General features: G+C 60.2%; 16 protein-coding genes and 1 tRNA gene. 7 read left to right on the top strand and 10 right to left on the bottom strand.

Annotated elements, in window-relative coordinates; genetic code table 11:
* Positions 1-30: 30 nt before the first annotated feature.
* Both AC1RL5_RS01475 and AC1RL5_RS01470 read right to left on the bottom strand, forming a co-directional pair.
* Positions 31-1,338: a M24 family metallopeptidase gene (locus AC1RL5_RS01475; RefSeq protein ID WP_011061831.1), complete on the bottom strand. Its 1,308-nt coding sequence runs from the start codon at positions 1,336-1,338 to the stop codon at positions 31-33.
* Between the two features lie 133 nt (positions 1,339-1,471).
* Positions 1,472-3,508 (bottom strand): NADH:flavin oxidoreductase, encoded by a 2,037-nt coding sequence (locus AC1RL5_RS01470; RefSeq protein ID WP_011061832.1) that lies wholly within the window; start codon positions 3,506-3,508, stop codon positions 1,472-1,474.
* A gap of 126 nt (positions 3,509-3,634) precedes the next feature.
* On the opposite strand from AC1RL5_RS01470, the gene AC1RL5_RS01465 reads away from it, so the two are divergent.
* The 4 genes from AC1RL5_RS01465 (at position 3,635) to AC1RL5_RS01450 (ending at position 8,420) form a co-directional block, all read left to right on the top strand.
* Positions 3,635-4,276 carry a TetR/AcrR family transcriptional regulator gene (locus AC1RL5_RS01465; protein WP_011061833.1) on the top strand — a complete coding sequence of 214 codons (642 nt, stop codon included), beginning with the start codon at positions 3,635-3,637 and terminating at the stop codon, positions 4,274-4,276.
* 348 nt (positions 4,277-4,624) lie between these two features.
* Entirely contained in the window at positions 4,625-5,434 is an 810-nt protein-coding gene (locus AC1RL5_RS01460) for an amidohydrolase family protein (protein ID WP_492589016.1), read from the top strand.
* A gap of 47 nt (positions 5,435-5,481) precedes the next feature.
* Complete coding sequence (locus AC1RL5_RS01455; protein WP_011061835.1) at positions 5,482-6,711, top strand: MFS transporter; 1,230 nt, start codon at positions 5,482-5,484, stop codon at positions 6,709-6,711.
* A gap of 98 nt (positions 6,712-6,809) precedes the next feature.
* A complete protein-coding gene (locus tag AC1RL5_RS01450; protein WP_103407365.1) occupies positions 6,810-8,420 on the top strand; it encodes an amidohydrolase family protein in 1,611 nt (536 codons plus the stop codon).
* 103 nt (positions 8,421-8,523) lie between these two features.
* On the opposite strand, the gene ydiJ is transcribed toward AC1RL5_RS01450, so the two are convergent.
* Positions 8,524-11,592, bottom strand: coding sequence for a D-2-hydroxyglutarate dehydrogenase YdiJ (ydiJ, locus tag AC1RL5_RS01445; RefSeq protein ID WP_072450042.1), 3,069 nt, complete (start codon positions 11,590-11,592; stop codon positions 8,524-8,526).
* A gap of 160 nt (positions 11,593-11,752) precedes the next feature.
* Between ydiJ and AC1RL5_RS01440 the strand changes: the two genes are divergently transcribed.
* Positions 11,753-12,658, top strand: coding sequence for a LysR substrate-binding domain-containing protein (locus AC1RL5_RS01440; protein ID WP_015636008.1), 906 nt, complete (start codon positions 11,753-11,755; stop codon positions 12,656-12,658).
* Positions 12,659-12,866: 208 nt separating this feature from the next.
* Here AC1RL5_RS01440 and AC1RL5_RS01435 read toward each other — a convergent pair.
* From AC1RL5_RS01435 to AC1RL5_RS01415, 5 genes are all read right to left on the bottom strand, one after another.
* Positions 12,867-12,942: transfer RNA gene (locus tag AC1RL5_RS01435), tRNA-Gly, on the bottom strand.
* Positions 12,943-13,007: 65 nt separating this feature from the next.
* Positions 13,008-13,568, bottom strand: coding sequence for a CDP-diacylglycerol--glycerol-3-phosphate 3-phosphatidyltransferase (pgsA, locus tag AC1RL5_RS01430; protein WP_011061839.1), 561 nt, complete (start codon positions 13,566-13,568; stop codon positions 13,008-13,010).
* Positions 13,569-13,600: 32 nt separating this feature from the next.
* Positions 13,601-15,424: an excinuclease ABC subunit UvrC gene (uvrC, locus tag AC1RL5_RS01425; RefSeq protein WP_072450040.1), complete on the bottom strand. Its 1,824-nt coding sequence runs from the start codon at positions 15,422-15,424 to the stop codon at positions 13,601-13,603.
* 1 nt (position 15,425) lies between these two features.
* Positions 15,426-16,067 (bottom strand): response regulator transcription factor GacA, encoded by a 642-nt coding sequence (gene gacA, locus AC1RL5_RS01420; protein WP_011061841.1) that lies wholly within the window; start codon positions 16,065-16,067, stop codon positions 15,426-15,428.
* Positions 16,068-16,214: 147 nt separating this feature from the next.
* Positions 16,215-16,577 carry a helix-turn-helix domain-containing protein gene (locus AC1RL5_RS01415; protein ID WP_011061842.1) on the bottom strand — a complete coding sequence of 121 codons (363 nt, stop codon included), beginning with the start codon at positions 16,575-16,577 and terminating at the stop codon, positions 16,215-16,217.
* An 82-nt stretch (positions 16,578-16,659) separates the two neighbouring features.
* On the opposite strand from AC1RL5_RS01415, the gene AC1RL5_RS01410 reads away from it, so the two are divergent.
* Positions 16,660-16,890, top strand: coding sequence for a DNA-binding protein (locus tag AC1RL5_RS01410; protein ID WP_011061843.1), 231 nt, complete (start codon positions 16,660-16,662; stop codon positions 16,888-16,890).
* A 22-nt stretch (positions 16,891-16,912) separates the two neighbouring features.
* Here the strand turns inward: AC1RL5_RS01410 and AC1RL5_RS01405 are convergent, their stop codons facing one another.
* Both AC1RL5_RS01405 and AC1RL5_RS01400 read right to left on the bottom strand, forming a co-directional pair.
* The gene (locus tag AC1RL5_RS01405; RefSeq protein ID WP_207239341.1) at positions 16,913-17,374 is read right to left on the bottom strand and encodes a GNAT family N-acetyltransferase; all 462 of its coding nucleotides are present in this window, start codon (positions 17,372-17,374) and stop codon (positions 16,913-16,915) included.
* On the bottom strand, positions 17,374-18,129 hold the full coding sequence (locus AC1RL5_RS01400) for a carbon-nitrogen hydrolase family protein (RefSeq protein ID WP_072450038.1): 756 nt from the start codon (positions 18,127-18,129) through the stop codon (positions 17,374-17,376). The genes AC1RL5_RS01405 and AC1RL5_RS01400 overlap by 1 nt, the downstream gene beginning before the upstream one ends.
* 639 nt (positions 18,130-18,768) lie before the next feature.
* Here AC1RL5_RS01400 and AC1RL5_RS01395 point away from each other — a divergent pair.
* Positions 18,769-19,860 (top strand): 3-deoxy-7-phosphoheptulonate synthase, encoded by a 1,092-nt coding sequence (locus tag AC1RL5_RS01395; protein ID WP_103407366.1) that lies wholly within the window; start codon positions 18,769-18,771, stop codon positions 19,858-19,860.
* Positions 19,861-19,910 lie beyond the last annotated feature (50 nt).

Genomic DNA, 19,910 nt, shown 5'->3' with positions numbered 1-19,910 from the left:
GTGCCTGCAAGAATCAGGCAACAACCACTGCTATCGATCGCCGTCGACTAACGGGGTACGGGAAAGCTTGACCGCTCCAGCAGCGGTAATCAGCACCTGCTCTTCGAGCTTCACGCCTTCATGGCCGCCCCGCTCGCCGATGTAGCTCTCCACCGAGAGCACCATGTTTTCCTCGAAGTGGCCGTCATAGCCCCACTCGGCAAAGTCCACCGCGTAGGCCACGCTGGGGTACTCATCGACCAGGCCCACACCGTGCAGCATCATCATGTAGCGGTTGTGCTCGAACTGCCTGGGCACCGGCCAACAGCCCTCGGCGAACTCGCGAAACGACAGCCCCGGGCGCAGCAGGTCGAGATTGAAACTGATTTGCTGCGAGGCGATGTCCAGCAGGTCGCGCTGGGCCGCCGTCGGCGCCTTGCCGGGGCAGATGAAGCTGCGGGAGATGTCCGAGAGATAACCGCCCGGGCCCACCATGTCGGTGTCGAAACAGACCATCTCCCCGGCCGCGATGAGCTTGTCCGAGGCGTCCTGGAACCAGGGGTTGGTGCGCGGCCCGGAGTTCAGCAGGCGGCTCTCGGCCCACTCCCCGCCCTGGGCCACGTTGGTCCCGTGCATGATGCTCCACAGCTGGTTCTCGGTGATGCCCGGCACCAGGCTGGCGCGCATGCGGGCAATCGCCAGGTCGCACACATCCATCGACACCCGGTGGCTGGCAATCTCCTGCACCGACTTGATCAGCCGCGCCTGCTCCATCAGCGGCTGGGCATCGAACAGCTGGATGCCCCTGGCCTTGAGCTTTTCCGCGCCCCAGGGGTCGCAGCGGTCCACTGCCAGGCGACGATTGCCGGCGCCATGCCGGGTCAGCAGGTCGGCCACCTCCAGGGCCCAGCGTTCGGCCTTCTCCTCGACCCGTGGGCCGGCCAGGAAATACAGCCAGGGGATCGCCGGGCGAATTTCATCGATGGTCTCGATGTGCTCACTGTTGTGCCGGCTGCTGTCGAACTCGAACAGCACCACCGGGCCATCGGTGGCCACGAATACGTAACGGCTAGGGGAATGCATCACCCACAGGCCGAGGTTATTGGTATCGGTGGCGTAGCGGATATTGATCGGGTCGGCCAGCAGCACGCCGGCGTAATCCTGCTTGCGCAGTTGCTGGCGAATGCGCTCCAGGCGGTACTGGCGCAGCGCCGGCCGGTCGATCGCGGCATAGGCCGCCAGCAGGCCGTGGTCCACCGGGGCCAGGGCATGGCCGGTGACGCTGGCATCACTGCGATAGTGCAGGGGGCTTGGGGGAACGACATTGAGCAGCTCGGTGAAATCGGTATCCGTGTGCATGCAACAACCTCCGCTGGGAAGAGTTTGAGGTTTATCAAAACCAGTCAGACCAACGTTCGGGGCAGTGACTTGACGCTAGGGAAACGGATGACGGCTGTCTTTCTTATTGTGCAAAACAGGGCGCAAGCAGTGGCTAGAGGTCCTTGACCAGGCGCAGTGCGTCGTAAATGGCCGCGTGGGTATTGCGCGATGACACCGCATCGCCGATCCGGAACAACTGGAAACGCCCCTGAGGGTTGGTCACCAGGTTTTGCGCGGTGCCGGCAATCAGGTCCTTGTACTCCACGGCGCCTTCGTTGGTGGCCATGGGCTGCAGCTCGAAATACAGCTCGTCCAGGGGCCGGGTGCCGTGGTTGACCACGATCTGGTCCACCAGTCGGGTTTTCTCCAGGTCGCTGTAGTCGGTGCCAATGGTCGCCAGCAACTGCTCGCCCTGGCGCTCCACGGCCTTGAGCCGGTAAGTGACGGTAAAGGTGGTGTCCAACTGCTGCAGCGAGCGCATGTAAGGCACCAGGTTCATGCCCATCACCTCCGGCGCGAACGAGCGGTCGGGGGTCATGATCTCGGTCCTGGCGCCGCTGCGGGCGATGAACTCGGCAGCCTGCAAGCCTGCGTGATCGCCGGCATCGTCGTACACCAGCACATTGCGCCCAGGCTTCACGTCGCCGGAGATGATGTCCCAGCTCGACACCAGCCACTGGTTGCCGCTGTGCAGGACTTCGGTATGGGGCAAGCCGCCGGTGGCGACGATCACCACGTCGGGGTTTTCATCGAGGACCATCGCCGCATCGGCCCAGGTGTTGAAACGAAACTTCACCCCCAGGCGCTCGCACTGCGCCATGCGCCAATCGATGATGCTGATCATCTCCTTGCGCCGCTCGGACTGCGCGGTCAGGCGCACCTGCCCGCCGGGCTGGTCGGCCACCTCCAGCACCAGCACTTCATGCCCGCGCTCGCCGGCGACCCGCGCCGCCTCCAGGCCACCGGGGCCGGCGCCGATGATCAGGACCTTGCGCGGGTGCGCGGCCTTGGGCACCTCGTGGGGCATGCTGGTTTCGCGGCCAGTGGCGGCATTGTGAATGCAGTAGGCGGCGCCGGCATTGTAGATCCGGTCCAGGCAATAATTGGCGCCGACACAGGGGCGGATTTCATCTTCACGGTTCTCGATGATCTTGCGCACGATGTGCGGGTCGGTCATGTGCGCACGGGTCATGCCCACCATGTCCACCAGGCCCGAGGCAATCGCGTGGCGGGCGGTGGCGACATCGGGGATCTTCGCCGCATGGAAGGTGGGGAAACCGGTCAGGGCACGAATCTCCCCGGCAAAGTCCAGGTGCGGTGCATTGCGCATGCCCTGGATCGGGATGATGTCGGTCAACCCGGCATCGGTGGCGATATTGCCGCGAATCACGTTGAGAAAATCGACCATGCCGCTGTCTTTCAACAGCTGCGAGATGTGCAGCCCCTCCTCTTTCTCAAGGCCACCGGCCAGCACTTCATCGCCGGTGTAGCGGATGCCGACGATAAACTCCGGGCCCACCCGCTGGCGAATCGCACTCAGCACCTCGAAGGTAAACCGCAGGCGGTTGTGCAATGAACCCCCGTAGGCACCCTCCAGCTCGTTGGTCAATGGCGACCAGAACTGGTCCATCAGGTGGCCGTAGGCCTGCAGTTCGATACCATCCAGGCCGGCGGCCTGCATGCGTTCGGCGGCGTCGGCGTAATCGCGGATGATGCGTTCGATATCCCAGATTTCCAGCTTCTTGGGAAAGGCTCGGTGTGCCGGCTCCTGATTGTGCGAAGGGGACACCACCGGCAGCCAATCGCCCTTGTCCCAGCGGGTGCGGCGCCCCAGGTGGGTGAGCTGGATCATCACCGCCGCGCCATGCTCGTGGCATTCGTCGGTGAGGTCTTTCATCCAGCCGACCACTTCGTCCTTGTACGCCAGGATGTTGTTGAACACCGGAGGGCTATCACGGGAGATCGCCGCCGAGCCTGCAGTCATGGTCATGGCCACGCCGGCCTTGGCGCGCTCGACGTGGTAGGCCCGATACAATTTCTTCGGCATGCCCTCTTCGGGGTACGCCGGCTCGTGGGAGGTGGTGATAATGCGGTTGCGAAGTGTCAGGTGCTTGAGGCGATAGGGCTGAAGAAGCGGATCGTTATTCATATCGGTCTCGCATACTGGTCATCAGGCAAGGCAGACGATAGACCTCAATGTACACCAGTGTCAATGACACTGACAGTAGTGTACATTCGCCCCGTCAAGGTTAAACGGACAAGGAAAAAATGCCCCATGAAAGCAACCAGCAACAATGTGGAAGCTGCCGGCCGCGGCTCTCTGGAAAGCTGGCTCAACGCGGCCTATGAGAGCCTCAAGGAATCGGGAGTGGATGCGGTGCGGGTGATGCCGCTGGCGAAGAAACTCAACCTGTCGCGCACCAGTTTCTACTGGTATTTCCAGGACCGCGAAGCCCTGCTCGAAGCCCTGGTTAATCTGTGGAAGAACAAGAACACCTTGAGCCTGGTGTCACAGTCCGAGGCCTATGCCGAATCCATCACCGAGGCGATTCTCAACGTCTTCGACTGCTGGCTGAACAGCGAATTGTTCGATTCACAGTTCGAGTTCGCCATGCGCAGCTGGGCCCTGCAATCCCCCGAAGTGGCGCACGAGATCCGCCAGGCCGATGCACAGCGGGTGCAGGCCCTGGCACAGATGTTCGACCGTTTCGGTTTCGCCCATGACGCCGCCGTCACCCGCGCGCGCTCGATCTACCTGACCCAGATCGGCTACATCAGCATGAACACCCAGGAACCGATGGCGCAGCGCATGCGCTACATCCCCGAGTACTTGAAGATCTTCACCGGCGTGGAGCCCCTGCCCCGGGAGCTGGACCGGTTCTTCCAGCGCAACGGTTTTTCAGCGGCCGAGCTTTAGAACCGAGGCGGGCCGCCGCCTGGCCCGCCGGCGTTGCTCAATACCCTGTTCAGCCTGTGCCGGTTCGGCCGGGGGCTGAGCAATCTCGACCAGGCATCCCGATGACGCCCCCCAACCCCGTGTAAAAAACCACGCCTGCACGCATTGACAAGGCAGAGGCAAAAACTCAACATGCCAGCACTTGTAGGACAACCAACAACCAACAACTAACAAGTGCCGCTTTTCAACCGTGATGACGCGCGAAAGGCTGTCGAGGGGATGAAATCCATGTCTCACTTGCGACCCGCCACCGACTCGCCGCCTTTGTGCGCGCCCCCTGGAGCAGAGGTCCGGGCCCCGAGCTTCGTAATGCCGGCCGGGGCATGCGACACCCATGCACACGTAATCTCCGGCGATCTTGAACGCTATCCACTGGTACCCGACCGTAGCTACACCCCACCTCCGGCACCTGAGGCGCTGTATCTGGAGGTGTTGCGGGCGATGGGGATGCAGCGAGGGGTTTTGGTGCAGCCGAGCGTCTATGGCACCGACAACCGGTACATGCTCGAAGTGTTGCAACGTCATCAGGACCAACTGAGAGGGGTCGCGGTAGTAGACGAACACGTTGGCGACGACGAACTGGCGAATATGCATGCCTTGGGTGTGCGTGGTGTTCGCATCAACGTTCTGTTTCGAGGCGGAGTGAATCTGGACTTGATGGAGCACCTTGCCCATCGAATTGCCGACCTTGGCTGGCATATGCAGTTTCTGATTGATGTTCGGCTTCTAAGTGAGATTGAGGCTCGGATGGCCAAGTTGCCTTGCGCTGTCGTGATTGATCACTTCGGGCACTTCCCGGCCCATCTGGGCATTAAGGAACCGGGGTTTGAGTTGCTGCTGAGGAACGTGGCGGAGCACGGTTGGTGGGTCAAGTTGTCGGGCGCTTACCGTCTGAGTGATCAGCATCCGGACTATGCCGATACAGATGCGCTCGCCCATGCCTTGCTGGCCGTTGCCCCGGAACGAATGGTGTGGGGCAGCGACTGGCCTCACGTAGCACTCGAAAGTACGCCCGACACAAGTTCATTGCTGGATCGCTTGCTTTCATGGGCGCCCAGCGAACGCCAACGACAGAGCATTCTGGTTGATAACCCTGGCGCCCTGTACGACTTCAAATAACAAAAACAATAACCAAGCAGAACTGCGGTGCTGCCCGGAGAATAATAATGAGTTGGTTTAGCGAACTTAATACCGTTGAAAAACGCACCTTCTATTCCGCATTTGGTGGCTGGGCCTTGGACGCCCTGGATTTCATGGTGTTCACCTTTGTCATCGCCTCGCTGATGACCCTTTGGCACATTGACAAGGGTTCAGTGGGGCTACTGAGTACCGTGACGTTACTTTTCTCGTCCATTGGCGGATGGGGAGCGGGCATTCTGGCAGACCGATACGGTCGTGTGCGGTTGCTGCAGATCAGTATTCTGTGGTTCTCGATCTGCACCGTATTGATCGGCTTTGCGCAAAACTTCGAACAGTTATTTGTCCTTCGGGCACTGCAGGGGCTCGGGTTCGGAGGTGAGTGGGCCGTGGGATCGGTACTGATCGGCGAAATGGTTCGAGCGCAACATCGCGGCAAAGCCGTGGGTATCGTGCAAAGCGGATGGGCCATTGGCTGGGGCGCCGCCGCACTGCTCTACACACTGTCTTTCAGCTTGCTTCCCGAAGATATTGCCTGGCGGTCGCTGTTTTGGATCGGCATCGTTCCGGCACTTCTGGTCCTCTACATTCGTAAATATGTACCAGAGCCCGAGGTATTCCTGCGGACTAAAAAGCACCAGAGCGAAACAGGCAACTCGGTTCCTTTCTGGCACATTTTCTCACCCTCGCTCCTGCGCACCACGCTGCTATCCGCCCTGCTCTGCATGGGCGTTCAAGGTGGCTACTACGCAATCACCACGTGGTTGCCAGCCTATCTGAAACTGGAAAAGGGCCTGTCGGTCTTTGGCACCGGTAGCTATCTGATGGTGGTCATCATCGGTTCATTCTTTGGCTATGTCTGCGGCGCCTTCCTGTCTGACCGCCTGGGGCGCCGCCCCAACTTCATCATCTTCGCCGTTCTGTCGGCCATCAGTGTGGTCTGCTACATGCAGCTGAACTTGACCAACACTCAAATGCTGTTTCTCGGCTTTCCACTGGGCTTCGCAGCTTCAGGTATCTACAGCGGCATGGGCGCCTTTTTGACTGAGCTTTATCCTTCAGCAGTGAGGGCCAATGGCCAGGCATTCTCCTATAACTTTGGGCGAGCGGTAGGCGCTCTGTTTCCCGGACTCGTAGGCTTTATAAGCGCCAAATACAGCCTCGGCACCGCCATCGCGATCTTCGCGGGAGGAGCCTACTGCCTTGTCCTGGTGGTGACCTTCTTCCTCCCGGAAACCAAGGGCAAGCAATTACACTGAGCCAGCCATCATTTGTTAGAGTAACGCCCACGCAATGTTCGTTACGTGGGCGTTTGACGTTTCAAGCTTTTGAAACTGACATTTGATGACTGAGTAAAATGACTATAAAAGCAATTGGCCGACGCGATCACTTCTCGGTTGAAATTTTTCGTCACCTGGAAAGCGAAATACGTGAAGGTCGACTCCGCCCAGGTGATCGCATCCCCACGGAAAGCCGGTTAGCAGAGGCTTTTGCCGTTAGCCGAAATGTAGTGCGTGAAGCTGTCGCTCGGCTCAATTCGGCCGGCCTCGTCGTCAGTCGCCAGGGGCTTGGGGTATTTGTTGCAACCGAAGCCAATCAAAGCAGCTTCCGGATTACTCAAGAGGAGCTCACCGATAGCACCAAGCTGCGTCAACTGTATGAGCTGCGCCTGGACCTCGAAGTCGCCGCGGCCGCCATGGCCGCCAGACGCCGGTCACTCAGTCAGTTGAACAAGATTGAAGCGGCACTGGACACCCTGCGCGCCAGTATCCAAAACCGTCAGGACATGGTGGAACACAGCCTGCAGTTCAAGCGCGCAATTGCCGATGCCACAGGCAATGAATACTTTCGCAACTTCATCATTTTTCTGTGCAGCCACGTCTACGAAGCGGCGTTACTGGAGAACCACCTGGTTCGCTCCAGCGACCTTGGCGAGACGCTACTGGCTGAGCATCAGGCGATCTTCGAAGCGATCAGGCTCGGCGATCCCGACCTTGCCAGACGAGTCACCTGGCAACAAATCATCAACTCCGCCGAACGCAACGGATTGCGAGGATTGCAAGGCTGGGAAATCACTCGGATGAGTTCGCTGGGAGAGACCTACGCACCGCAATGCGCAGGCCCGGACCCTGAACCTCGTACATTGCTACGCACCTTGCCTGACGGCGCGTGCGACTGCCACTTTCACGTTTTTGGTGACGAGAATGGCCAACCCTTCTCTCCTCACCGCTCCTACACGCCGCCACCCGCTCCACTGGAGGCATTTCAACGTGTCCAAAAAACCCTGGGGCTAAGTCGCGGGGTCATCGTCCAACCCAGCGTCTATGGGGCGGACAACAGCACAACGCTCGCGGCACTGAAAGAAGCGGGCAGCGCATTCCGCGGCGTTGTGGTGATCGATGCCGATACCGATACAGAAACCTTGTGGGCAATGCATCGCCTCGGGGTGCGCGGCGTGCGCGTCAACCTGATCTTCAAAAGCGGCGTTGAGGTATCGGATGTTGCAGCGCTGGCAGAAAAAGTCGCGCCACTTGGCTGGCACCTACAGCTACTGATCGATATCACTGAGTTCGCCGACTTGTACGAGACCGTGGCCAGCCTGCCCGTCGCAGTCGTCATCGACCACATGGGGCACATGCCCACCAGTTGCGGGCTGGGCCATCCAGGATTCACCGACCTGCTGCGGCTGTTAAAAGAAGGTCGTGTGTGGGTCAAGCTTTCGGGGGCTTATCGCTTTACAGCATCGAAGGACTTCCCTTACGACGACGTAACGCCCTACGCTCGGGCGTTGATCGAAGCGAATCCAAACCGCTTACTGTGGGCGAGCGACTGGCCACATCCTTGTATACCGGTACCCATGCCCAACGATGCCAGTCTGCTGGAGATGCTGTTTAACTGGGTTGAAAACGATGACGCGCTCATCAAGCAGATTTTGGTTGATAACCCTGCAAAGCTCTATGGGTTCTGATACCGCTCGACGATCTGCGCACATCGGTTTTCGCTGGGCCGATGGCCTCCAATCAATACCTGGAGAAACGCGAGGCGGCCAAGCCGCCTCAGGATCGCACCAATCAGCATCCTGAAGATGGGCCGGCGGTGTCGCGCAGGAACCTCAGCAACGCCTGGAGCGGGTGCAGGACAAGCTGCCCGTCCTTGCGCTTGACCTGGCTTCGACACGAGTACCCATCCGCCAGCAGGCGCCCTGCCCCATTAAGACGGGCCACCAATGGCCCCCAGGACTGTCGGTAAATAACCTCGGACGTCTCGGCATTTTGTGTTTCGTGCCCGTAGGTTCCGGACATTCCACAACACCCACTGGCTTGCACCTGCAACCTCAAGCCGACTCGCGCATAGATCGTCTGCCACAGGCCCACACTGCCCGGCTCGTTGGTTTTCTCGGTGCAGTGCGGCAGGAAGTAGTAAGTACCTTCGTCGGCGCTCACCGCTGATTGCACAAGCACCTCCACAAGCCATTCCTGCGGCAGCAGGACCGCTGGGGCCTGGTCCTCACCCAGGGTCTTGACGTACTCCTGGCGGTAAACCAAGGTCATCGCGGGATCAAGCCCCACCAACGGAATCTGATATTGATGCAGTTCGCGAAGCGATCGGGCGTTGAAATGCGCGGCTTGTTCGAATGCCTTTAGAAAGCCCTGAACCTGCAGCGGCTTGCCATTGGCCGCGAACGGCGCGATGTACACCTCAAACCCGAGCCTGGAAATCAACTCGATCCAGTCCGCGAGCAGCGGTGTCTCGAAATAACGGGTGAAGGCGTCCAGCACGAGAATAACGCTGCGTTTACGCTGCGCCTCGTCCAGCCCTTCAAGAAGCGCTGGCGACGCCACGCGCACCTTCCAGCGGCGGCAAACGTCATCAAAATTCAGCAAGCTCAGCAGCGGGCTGTCGACCATACCGGCAACGCGCCGAAGAAAAGCCCTCACCATCCCAGAACCGATGATCCCGTTGTACAAGTGCGGCACACGGGCCAAGTAGGGAATCGTGTACTCCAGAGAACCGATGAGGTAATCCTTCAATGGGCGCAGATATCGGCTGTGGTAAAGCTCGAGGAATCGTGAGCGAAAGTCGGGCACGTTCACTTTCACCGGGCACTGACCCGCACAGGACTTGCAGGCGAGGCACCCTGCCATCGCCTCGTAGACCTCATGGGAAAAGTCTTTCTGGCCCATCTTGTGCGCAACCGTATTGGCAGCACGCCTGGCGAAGCTGATCACCGTGGCCGCTAAAGGGCGAGCCCCTTGTGAAACCAACACATCGACACCTTGCTGCCCCTGCAAGCGCAGCCACTCCCGGATCAGAGAAGCGCGCCCCTTGGGCGAGTGAATTCTATTTCGAGTGCCCTTCCAGGAAGGGCACATGGCGTCATCGGGGTCGAAGTTGTAGCAGGCGCCGTTGCCGTTGCAATGGACCGCGGCGTCGTAATGCAACCACACCCGCTCATCAATCGTACGATCCAGTTCGCCGCGCAACGCGACCTCATCAACTCGAGTCAACCGAGCGTCAGGTAGCGTGTGTGGCGTGGCGATTTTTCCCGGGTTGAGTTGGTTGTACGGGTCAAAAGCCGACTTGAGTTCCTGCAGCGCCGGATAGAGTTCGCCGAAGTAGTCCGGCACATATTGCGACCTCAACCCTTTGCCATGCTCCCCCCAGAGCAAGCCACCGTGCTTTTGCGTCAGCTCGGCGACGGCATCGGAAATGGGCTGGATCAAGGCCGCCTGGGCGGGGTCTTTCATATCCAGAATCGGCCGCACATGCAGGACCCCGGCGTCAACGTGGCCGAACATGCCATATTCCAAACCATGGCTATCCAAAAGCGCCCGAAATTGCGCAATGAAATCAGCCAGGTTCTCGGGAGGAACCGCAGTATCTTCAACGAACGGCTGGGGCCTGGCGGAACCTTTGACATTCCCCAGCAGCCCCACCGCACGCTTGCGCATCGCGTAAACTCGCTTCAATGCCTCTGCACCGATGGCAAGGGTGTGCCCCAATCGCACCACACTGGTGTCCTGCTGAAGGTGCCGGACAAACTCATGAACACGCAGCTGAACCACTTCCTCATCGTCGCCGCTGAACTCCACCAGGTTGATTCCCAGGGTTGGCACATCAGGGTCTTGGGGAAAGTACTCGGCGACTCCGTGCCAGACGATGTCGCTCATGGCCAGCCCGAGGACCTTGGAGTCGACCGTCTCGATGGACAATGGCTCGAGCTGCATCAACGCCTTGGCATCGCGCAATGCATCCATGAAGCCCGCGTAACGTACGTTGACAAGGATCGAGTACTTGGGAATGGGCAACACGTTCAGCGTGGCTTCAACAATGAAACCCAGTGAGCCTTCGGACCCACACAGGACACTGTTCAGATTGAATCGGTCATTCGGCTCACGCAGATGCGCCAGGTCATATCCCGTCAAGCAACGGTTCAACTTGGGAAAGGTATGCTCGATGAGTTCGGCGTAATCATCGGCGATCTGCGAAGCACATCGATAAATTGCCCCAACCTTGTCGTCGCGATGCGCTTGCGCCTGCCAGCAATCTCGCTCCAGGACTGCACTATCGAGCCGCTCCCCGCCTATCAGAATGGTAGAAAGCGCCAGGACGTGGTCACGGGTTTTTCCGTAGGTACAGCTTCCCTGACCGCTTGCGTCGGTATTTATCATCCCGCCGATCGTGGCCCGATTCGACGTCGACAACTCCGGTGCAAAAAACAGTCCGTGCGGTTTCAACGCCGCATTGAGCTGGTCCTTGACCACACCGCTTTGCACACGCACCCAGCGCTCCTCGACGTTGATCTCAAGGATGCCGTGCATATGACGCGACAGATCCACCACAACGCCGCTCGTCAACGATTGGCCATTGGTTCCGGTTCCGCCGCCACGCGGCGTGAGTACCACCGAACTGAACGACGCCAGCGCCGCAAGGCGGGCCAAGAGCTCGACATCTTGCACATTTCTGGGAAACACCGCGGCTTGAGGCAGACGCTGATAGATCGAGTTGTCGGTTGCCAGCACTGTCCTCACAGCATGATCACGAGCAATTTCTCCCTGGAATCCTTCTTTCTCAAGGCGAGCCAGGAACAACTCACAGGGTTCGTTTTTAGTTTCGTGGGGAGGCAACCTGGCAATCATGGTGGAATTCCTAGCGGCGATACGGCTAATCTGAGCATTCTCGTTATGTATGCTTCCTAGCCCGAGGCCTGGCTCAGGACAAAGGCCTTTCCACCGATTTTGTGGGGACAAGACAATTCACACAAACGTAAAACCTGCAGCATTTCCATGAGCTTTATGAATGAACCCACGAAGACTGACCCCTTCGATGTCCCTGCTGATCGCTTTCGAGGCAGCAGCCCGACATTGCAGCTTTACCAAAGCGGCAGACGAACTTGCCCTGACTCAAAGCGCTGTCAGCCGGCAAGTGCAGGCTCTGGAATCACAGCTTGAGGTCTCGCTGTTCAAACGTGAGGGAAGAAGAATCGAACTCACCGCTGCCGGCGCGCTTTACCAGCATGAACTCACTGCCGCACTGGGCCGAATTCGAAGCGCTACCCTGCAGACAATTGCCTTCAAGGAGGAAGAAGGCCCATTGAACCTCGCGGTACTGCCGACCTTCGGTTCAAAATGGCTGCTGCCCAAAATGCATGAATTTTATGCGCGTCATCCCAGGAGCCTGGTGCACGTCCACTCGAGGATCATTCACGCCGACAACCCATCCAGCGTGAGCGACATGCAGGCCATCATCTACGCGGGAAAAGGCGACTGGCCGGGCTACGTATCGCACCTTTTGCTACAAGAAAAACTGGTGGTTGTCGCCAGCCCCAAAGCGCTGCCGGACAGCCTTGAGATGTCGCTCAACGATGTCACCAATCATTTGTTGTTGAATGTCGTTTCTCGACCCAATAGCTGGTCTGATTGGTTTGACCTCAACAAGCTGGACCACCAGAAAATGCGGACAGGCCCAAGCTTTGAGCTCACGGCTCACCTTATACAGGCGGTATCCGCTGGCGTCGGCATTGGGCTGGTTCCCGATATTCTGGTGCAAGACGAAATCAAATCCGGGGCACTGGTAAAACTGTTTGGCCCTATGGAAAGCGGTCGCAATTACTATCTGACCTGCGCGGCGCGCTATCAGCATTATCCGGCGCTTGAAACATTCAGCGCCTGGCTGTTATCCGAGAGTGCCATCGTGAGTGCCTGAACAGGCCAGGGGCCGGATGTTCATCACCGCTCCAGCAACGAACCGATTCAGCGCTGCCCGGATTCAGCCTTTTGAGAAGGACTCAATTCCTGGATTTGAAAGCGCTGGATGGTGCTGGATTTCAGTGAAACCCACAGAAACGAAAAAAGGACCCGAAGGTCCTTTTTTCGATCGCTGCAGAATTCGTGGAACTCTGCAGCGCTATGTTTGGAGCGGGAAACGAGACTCGAACTCGCGACCCCGACCTTGGCAAGGTCGTGCTCTACCAACTGAGCTATTCCCGCAACGTCTTGGTGTTGCGCATTCTATAGAAATCCGAATGCGCGTCAAGCCTTTGATTCAAAAAAACTTATTTTTTCTCGTTATCAGTTTTCAGGTGCGGCCAGGCGGCTCGCAGATACTGCAGCATGGACCACAGGGTCAGGCCCGCTGCCGCCAACAGCAAGGCGTAACCTACCAGCACCCAGAAACTGAAGTCCGAGGGATTGGCCAGCAAAATCACCAGCGCCAGCATTTGCGCCGCCGTTTTCCACTTGCCCATGTTCGACACCGCCACCTGCGCGCGGGCGCCGAGCTCGGCCATCCACTCGCGCAGCGCCGAGATGACGATTTCACGACCGATGATCACCGCGGCGGGCAAGGTCAGCCACAGGTTGTGATGCTCCTGCACCAGCAGCACCAGGGCCACCGCCACCATCAGCTTGTCGGCCACCGGGTCGAGGAACGCACCGAACGGCGTGCTCTGCTGCAGGCGCCGCGCCAGGTAGCCGTCCAGCCAGTCGGTGGCGGCCGCGAAGGCAAACACTGAACTGGCGGCCATGTAGCTCCAGCTATAGGGCAAATAGAACAGCAAAATGAAAATCGGGATGAGCAGGACGCGTAGAACGGTGATCAGATTAGGGATATTCATCGGCACAACTGGCTACGAGGTGATTGGGCATTCTACTCGCTGTGCAGGTTTGCATAAATCAACTCTGCGAGCTTTTTACTGATTCCCGGTGCTTTGGCAATCTCGTCGATGCTTGCACGGGACAGTTCCTGCAATCCACCAAAATGTTTGAGAAGGTCCCGCCGACGCTTCGGCCCGACGCCCGCCACCCCTTCCAGGGTCGAGGTACGCCGGGTCTTGCCACGCCGTGCGCGGTGACCGGTGATCGCGAAGCGGTGAGCCTCATCGCGGATTTGCTGGATCAGGTGCAGCGCCGGCGAGTCACCCTTGAGGGTGAATTCGTGGGCTGCGTCGTTCAGGTACAGGGTTTCGAATCCGGCCTTGCGGGTCGTGCCCTTGGCCACGCCGAGCAGGATCAGGTCCGGCACCGCCAGCTCATTGAGCACATCCCGAGCCATGGATAGCTGGCCCTTGCCGCCGTCCACCAGAAGGATGTCCGGCAGCTTGCCCTCGCCGTCCTTGAGCTTGCTGAAGCGCCGGGTCAGGGCCTGGTGCATGGCGGCGTAGTCGTCGCCGGCGGTCACGCCTTCGATGTTGTAGCGCCGGTAGTCGGACTTCAGCGGCCCTTCCGGCCCGAATACCACGCAGGAGGCTACAGTGGCCTCGCCGCTGGAATGGCTGATGTCGTAGCACTCCAGGCGCTGCGGCGGCTCGTCCAGGTTCAGCACCTCGGCCAGGGCTTCGAAACGTGCGGCCACGTGCTGGCGGTTGGCCAGGCGCGCGCTCAGGGCCTGCTCGGCGTTGGTTACCGCCAGTTGCTGCCAGCGGGCGCGGGTACCGCGTACCCGGTGGCTGATGGTCAACTCGCGCCCGCGCAGCTCGTCGATGGCGGCGATCAGGGTCGGGAAGTCCTCATGGACCACGTTGACGATTAACTCGGAAGGCAGGTCGCGTTCCGGGCTGCTGACAAAATACTGGCCGAGGAACGCCGACATGACTTCGGCCACGTCCTCCTCGATACCCACCTGGGGAAAGAAGTTCTTGCTGCCCAGTACCCGGCCGCCGCGCACGCTGATCAGGTGCACACAGGCGCCGCCCGGGTTGACGAAGGCCGCCACCACATCCACGTCGCCCGTGCCACCTTCCATGCTCTGCTGGTCCTGGACCCGACGCAGCAGGGATATCTGGTCCCGCAGTTCGGCGGCCTTTTCGAAATCCAGGGTGCTGGCGGCGGCTTCCATGGCGGTGGAGAGTTCGTCGGTCAGGGCATTGCTGCGCCCCTCCAGGAACATCACCGAGTGGCGCACGTCCTCGGCATAGACCTCAGGCTCCACCAGGCCGACGCAGGGCGCCTTGCAGCGTTTGATCTGGTACTGCAGGCAGGGCCGCGTACGGTTCTTGTAGTAGCTGTCCTCGCATTGGCGGACCATGAAGGTCTTCTGCAACAGGCTGAGGCTTTCGCGAATGGCGCCGGCGCTGGGATAAGGGCCGAAATACTTGCCCTTCTGCTTCTTCGCCCCGCGATGGATGCTGAAACGCGGAAAGTCGCCGTCCGAAAGAAACACGTAGGGGTAGGACTTATCGTCGCGCAGGAGAATGTTGTACGGCGGCCGCCATTCCTTGATCAGCGTCTGCTCCAGCAGCAGCGCTTCGGTTTCATTGGCGGTGATGGTGGTTTCGATCTGCGCGATGCGCGCCACCAGGGCGGCGGTCTTCGGCGCCTGGCCGGTCTTGCGGAAATAGCTGGAGAGCCGGTTCTTCAGGTTCTTGGCTTTACCGACGTAAAGCAGGCGTGCATCGCTGTCGAACATGCGATACACACCGGGGCGGCCACTGCAGGTAGAAAGAAAGGCACTGGGATCAAACTGTTCGGTCATTTCAGAGGCTGGCATCAACCATGCCGTGACGAACCGCCAATAGCGTCAACTCGACATCGCTGCTGATCGAGAGCTTCTCGAAAATGCGATAGCGGTAGGTATTCACGGTTTTAGGCGACAGGCACAGCTTGTCGGAGATGATCTGCACCTTCTGGCAGCCGACAATCATCAGCGCAATCTGGATCTCCCGCTCCGACAGGGCGTCGAACGGTGAATCACTGGAAGGCTGGAATGACTTGAACACCAATTGCTGAGCGATCTGCGGGCTGATATAGCGCTGGCCGGCAAATACCAGGCGGATGGCCTGGACCATTTCGTTCAGACCGGCGCCCTTGGTCAGATAGCCCGCCGCGCCCGCTTGCAGCAAGCGGGTAGGAAAGGGATCTTCCTCGCAGACGGTGACCGCCACGACCTTGATGTCCGGATGACTGCGCAGCAGTTTGCGCGTGGCTTCGAGGCCGCCGATGCCTGGCATCTTGACGTCCATCAGGACCACATCGGGCTTCAGCTCCCGCGCCTTGAGCAGGGATTCTTCCCCTGACTCCGCCTGCCCGACTACTTGCAGGCCATCGATGTCAGCCAACATTCGTGTAATGCCCGTACGAACGAGATCATGGTCATCGACTACTAGCACCCTTATCAAGCAGACACCTCGCGATATGGTCTTTACAGGTTGCCCGACACCTTAGCAAAAAAGCGGCGTACAAACCTAATCACAAGCGCTATATAAAAAACATCCGGGCGCAATAACGGTCCTACCCCCGTGCGCACCGAAAGAGGCCAGCGCCCCTCACTCTCGTACCTGGGCCTTGCGCCTCTCGCCCTGGCTTGCCGAAAGCTCGGCCAGGGTACTGGTCAGGCGGCAGATAGCATCCTGATCCTCCTTGAACAGCGCCCGATAGCAATCCAGGACCTTTTCCTCGGTCTGACTCAGCCCGCCGCTCTGGATCGGGATCCGGCTGCCGGTCAGCACATACAGCACATCCACCCCTTTTGCCGCCACCCGGGACAGATAGTCCGCCTTGGGTGCACGATCACCACTTTCATATTTACCCTGGGCGTTGGCTTCAACCCCGCCTATTTCACCAAAAACTTTCTGCGACAGTCCCAGGCGTTCTCGCTCCTGCCTCAACCGCGAACCGATTCCACTCATTTGGATGTATGATCCCATCTGATACACCCCAAGGGGGTGTCATACTCTTCAAGCATTGAACAAATTTGAACGGTTTTGAACTATGCCCGGTATCCGCACTGCCGCACAAGCCAAGGCCTGGCTGGAACATCAAGGTAAATCGGTTCAACAATTTGCTCGTGAACACGGGGTTGACCCGGCCACTACCTATCAGGTGCTGGCAGGCCGCAAGAAAGGCAAACGAGGGGAAGCACACAAGGTCGCGGTGCTACTGGGAATGAAGGACGGCATCATCCTCGAGGATGCGCCCGCGATAGATCCCAACGCACAGTAAAGCCTGCGGAACGGCGTTGCGCTCAGGCGTCGCCAAGCCTTCCGGCAAGCGAATCAGACAAGCGCGCCATGCGCCAGAAACAATCATCCTCTCCCACCACCCGCAACCCCATCCGCTCATACAACCGCTGTGCGGGATTGCCCTTGAACACGGTCAGGCGCAACAACCCTCGGCGCTCCTGGCGAGCCAGCTCCAGCACCTGCTCCAGCGTCCAGGCACCGGCGCCCTGCCCCCGGAAAGCCTCCAGCACATGCAATTCGCGGACATACAGCGCCTGCGCATCCCGGCTCAGGCTGACAAACCCCAGCACCCGGGCACCCTGGCAGATCAGCAGGTTCCTGCGGCCGGCCCAGGCCACATCGAAGGCTTCGTCCTGCCACAGCAAGTCGTTGCGAATGTAATAGCCGAGCATGGTGGAACGGGTCAGGTCGCGGGCGAACGCCAGGTCCGAATCAACCGCCGGGCGTAATGAAAAGCCGTCCATCAATGGCTCACCTCCAGCACCTGCGCCTGCCATTGCCCAGTAACACCCCGGACAATCAACAAAGCCTCGCCCACCCCCTCGACGGCGCCCAGCAACCGGCCCCGGGCATCCCAGGCTGCGCTGCGTCCAGCGCAGGCCCAACCACCGCTGGGGCCGCCGTGGTTGGCCATCAGCACCAGCATCCCGTGCTCCTGGGCGTATCCCTGGAGCAGCATGCTATCGGCAGCGTAGCCACCTTCGCTGATCAAGACCCCGGCAGCATAGATCCCGGCGCCGGCATCGGCCGCCGCCTGCACATGGCTGGCGTGGCAGAAGTCCGCGCAGACCGCCAAAGCCACGGTTTCGCCACCGATAGGCAAAGGGGTGCCGCCCTGGCCTGCGACAAAAGCGCGCTCCTCTCCTGCATGCAGGTGCTGCTTGGTGTAGACCGCCAGCGAACCGTCGCCGCCCAGCACCAGAGCGCCAATCAGCACCGGCCCGTCAACAGACAGGCGGATCGGCATCCCCACCACCGCCGTCAGTTCCAGCGCCCGGGCCAGATCCCGCAGTGGCTGCAACTGCGGTGCATCGGGTATCAGCGCCAGTTCGGCCGCCAATTGCGGCTCATAGCCGGTCAGCGACAGCTCGGGAAACACCAGCAACTGCACGCCCTGCGCCGCTGCCAGTTGCATCAACCGCTGATGCCGGGCCAGGTTGGCCGGTAGATCGCCCGCGATGGACACCGTTTGGGCAGCAGCGAGGGTCAGCACGGACATGAACATTCCTTGGAGGGCGAACAGGCGGGAGCGGCGAGTGTGGCATAAATCCCCTGCAGGCTTAATCCATCGCCGCCGCGTGCTGCGCCGATAGAAATTACTGATTGAATCCCGGCACCAGCCTCTAGTAAGCTCGCCCCCACTTTACGGAGAAACCCATGTTGTCCACGACCCCTTCCCTGCACCGCCACACTGCCAGCGCACTGCGCTCGGTCGCGGCTGCCTGGGTCAACGGCACTCGGGCTCCGGCCAGCTTTTATTTTGGGTATTGGTTTAGCCACTGGCGCGCCTGATACCCAACCGGCGCCCACTTCAACGGGTCGCCTACCAGAGAAATCTCAACCCCCGGTCGGCCTCCCGACCGGGGGTTTTGTTTTTTCCGGCACTGCATTTTCAACCACGACTTTCAGCGACACACCGAACTTACTGAGGATTGCTCCATGAACTACTCCACCTATTACCGCTACGACATGTTTTGCGCCTGGCGATTTAGCAGCCTCCGCTCGGGACAGCCTGCCGCCTCCGATCGGTCACCTACCGGTGGCAATTGCACACTTATGGCCAGTACGGCCAATTGTCGAACACCCCAGTAGGGCCGCGCGCGGGACATAACCCGCCGCCCGCCCAGGAAGACCGCACATGAACTCGTCCGTATCCGCCCTGCCCCTGTCCGCCCACGTCAGCGCCAATGAAACCCTGACCCAGCGCCTGCCCAGCTCCCTGGAACTCAAGCAGCAACTGCCGCTGTCCCTGGCCTTGAACCAACAGGTCGCCGCTCACCGCCAGGCGGTGCGCGCAATCCTCGAAGGTCGCGACCCACGCCTGCTGGTAGTCGTCGGCCCCTGCTCCATCCACGACCCGCAATCGGCCCTGGAATACGCCGCCAACCTGGCCCGCCTGGCCGATGAAGTGCGCGACCAGATGCTGCTGGTGATGCGCGCCTACGTGGAAAAGCCCCGTACCACCGTCGGCTGGAAAGGCCTGGCCTACGACCCCCGCCTGGATGGCAGCGACGACATGGCCGGCGGCCTGCACCTGTCCCGTGAACTGATGCGCGAGATGCTGCGCCTGGGCCTGCCGGTTGCCACCGAACTGTTGCAACCCATGGCCGCCGGCTACTTCGATGACCTGCTGAGCTGGGTCGCCATTGGTGCGCGCACCACCGAATCACAGATCCACCGCGAGATGGCCAGCGGCCTGGACATGCCCGTGGGTTTCAAGAACGGCACCGACGGCGGTGTCGCTATCGCCTGTGACGCCATGCGCTCGGCGGCCCACCCGCACCGCCACTTCGGCGTCGACAGCCAGGGCCACCCGGCGGTCATCCAGACCCCAGGCAACCCCGACACCCATCTGGTGCTGCGCGGTGGCCATCGCGGGCCCAACTACGACCGCCAGAGCGTGGCCCAGGTCCAGCAGGACCTGCAGAAGCTGAAGATCCCGGCGCGGATCATGGTCGATTGCAGCCACGCCAACAGCGGCAAGGACCCGCTGCGTCAGCCGGCGGTGTTCAACGAGGTACTGGAGCAGCGCTTGCAGGGCGATACCTCGCTGATGGGGGTGATGCTGGAAAGCCACCTGTTCGAAGGCTGCCAGCCCCTGAGCGCGAACCTGCGCTACGGCGTTTCGGTGACCGACGGCTGCCTGGGCTGGGACGCCACCGAACAATTGCTGCGCAATGGCGCGCAACAACTGCGACACGCAGGCAAGGCCGCAGCCGTCCCCGCCTGAGCAGCACCGCCCCCGCAGGAGCTGGCTTGCCAGCGAAGGCGTCCTCAAGA

The sequence above is a fragment of the Pseudomonas sp. GW822-FHT06D10 genome (assembly GCF_058799535.1).
Note: the sequence above shows the minus strand (reverse complement) of the source record. Positions and strands in the feature narration are given on the sequence as shown.

Coding starts and splice junctions, on each gene's coding strand:
- AC1RL5_RS01415 (WP_011061842.1), bottom strand. CDS start 16,577: ATGAGTGGAATCGGTTCGCGGTTGAGGCAGGAGCGAGAACGCCTGGGA.
- AC1RL5_RS01470 (WP_011061832.1), bottom strand. CDS start 3,508: ATGAATAACGATCCGCTTCTTCAGCCCTATCGCCTCAAGCACCTGACA.
- AC1RL5_RS01450 (WP_103407365.1), top strand. CDS start 6,810: ATGACTATAAAAGCAATTGGCCGACGCGATCACTTCTCGGTTGAAATT.
- AC1RL5_RS01440 (WP_015636008.1), top strand. CDS start 11,753: ATGAACCCACGAAGACTGACCCCTTCGATGTCCCTGCTGATCGCTTTC.
- pgsA (WP_011061839.1), bottom strand. CDS start 13,568: ATGAATATCCCTAATCTGATCACCGTTCTACGCGTCCTGCTCATCCCG.
- AC1RL5_RS01410 (WP_011061843.1), top strand. CDS start 16,660: ATGCCCGGTATCCGCACTGCCGCACAAGCCAAGGCCTGGCTGGAACAT.
- AC1RL5_RS01395 (WP_103407366.1), top strand. CDS start 18,769: ATGAACTCGTCCGTATCCGCCCTGCCCCTGTCCGCCCACGTCAGCGCC.
- ydiJ (WP_072450042.1), bottom strand. CDS start 11,592: ATGATTGCCAGGTTGCCTCCCCACGAAACTAAAAACGAACCCTGTGAG.
- AC1RL5_RS01455 (WP_011061835.1), top strand. CDS start 5,482: ATGAGTTGGTTTAGCGAACTTAATACCGTTGAAAAACGCACCTTCTAT.
- AC1RL5_RS01400 (WP_072450038.1), bottom strand. CDS start 18,129: ATGTCCGTGCTGACCCTCGCTGCTGCCCAAACGGTGTCCATCGCGGGC.
- AC1RL5_RS01475 (WP_011061831.1), bottom strand. CDS start 1,338: ATGCACACGGATACCGATTTCACCGAGCTGCTCAATGTCGTTCCCCCA.
- AC1RL5_RS01405 (WP_207239341.1), bottom strand. CDS start 17,374: ATGGACGGCTTTTCATTACGCCCGGCGGTTGATTCGGACCTGGCGTTC.
- AC1RL5_RS01460 (WP_492589016.1), top strand. CDS start 4,625: ATGCCGGCCGGGGCATGCGACACCCATGCACACGTAATCTCCGGCGAT.
- AC1RL5_RS01465 (WP_011061833.1), top strand. CDS start 3,635: ATGAAAGCAACCAGCAACAATGTGGAAGCTGCCGGCCGCGGCTCTCTG.
- uvrC (WP_072450040.1), bottom strand. CDS start 15,424: ATGACCGAACAGTTTGATCCCAGTGCCTTTCTTTCTACCTGCAGTGGC.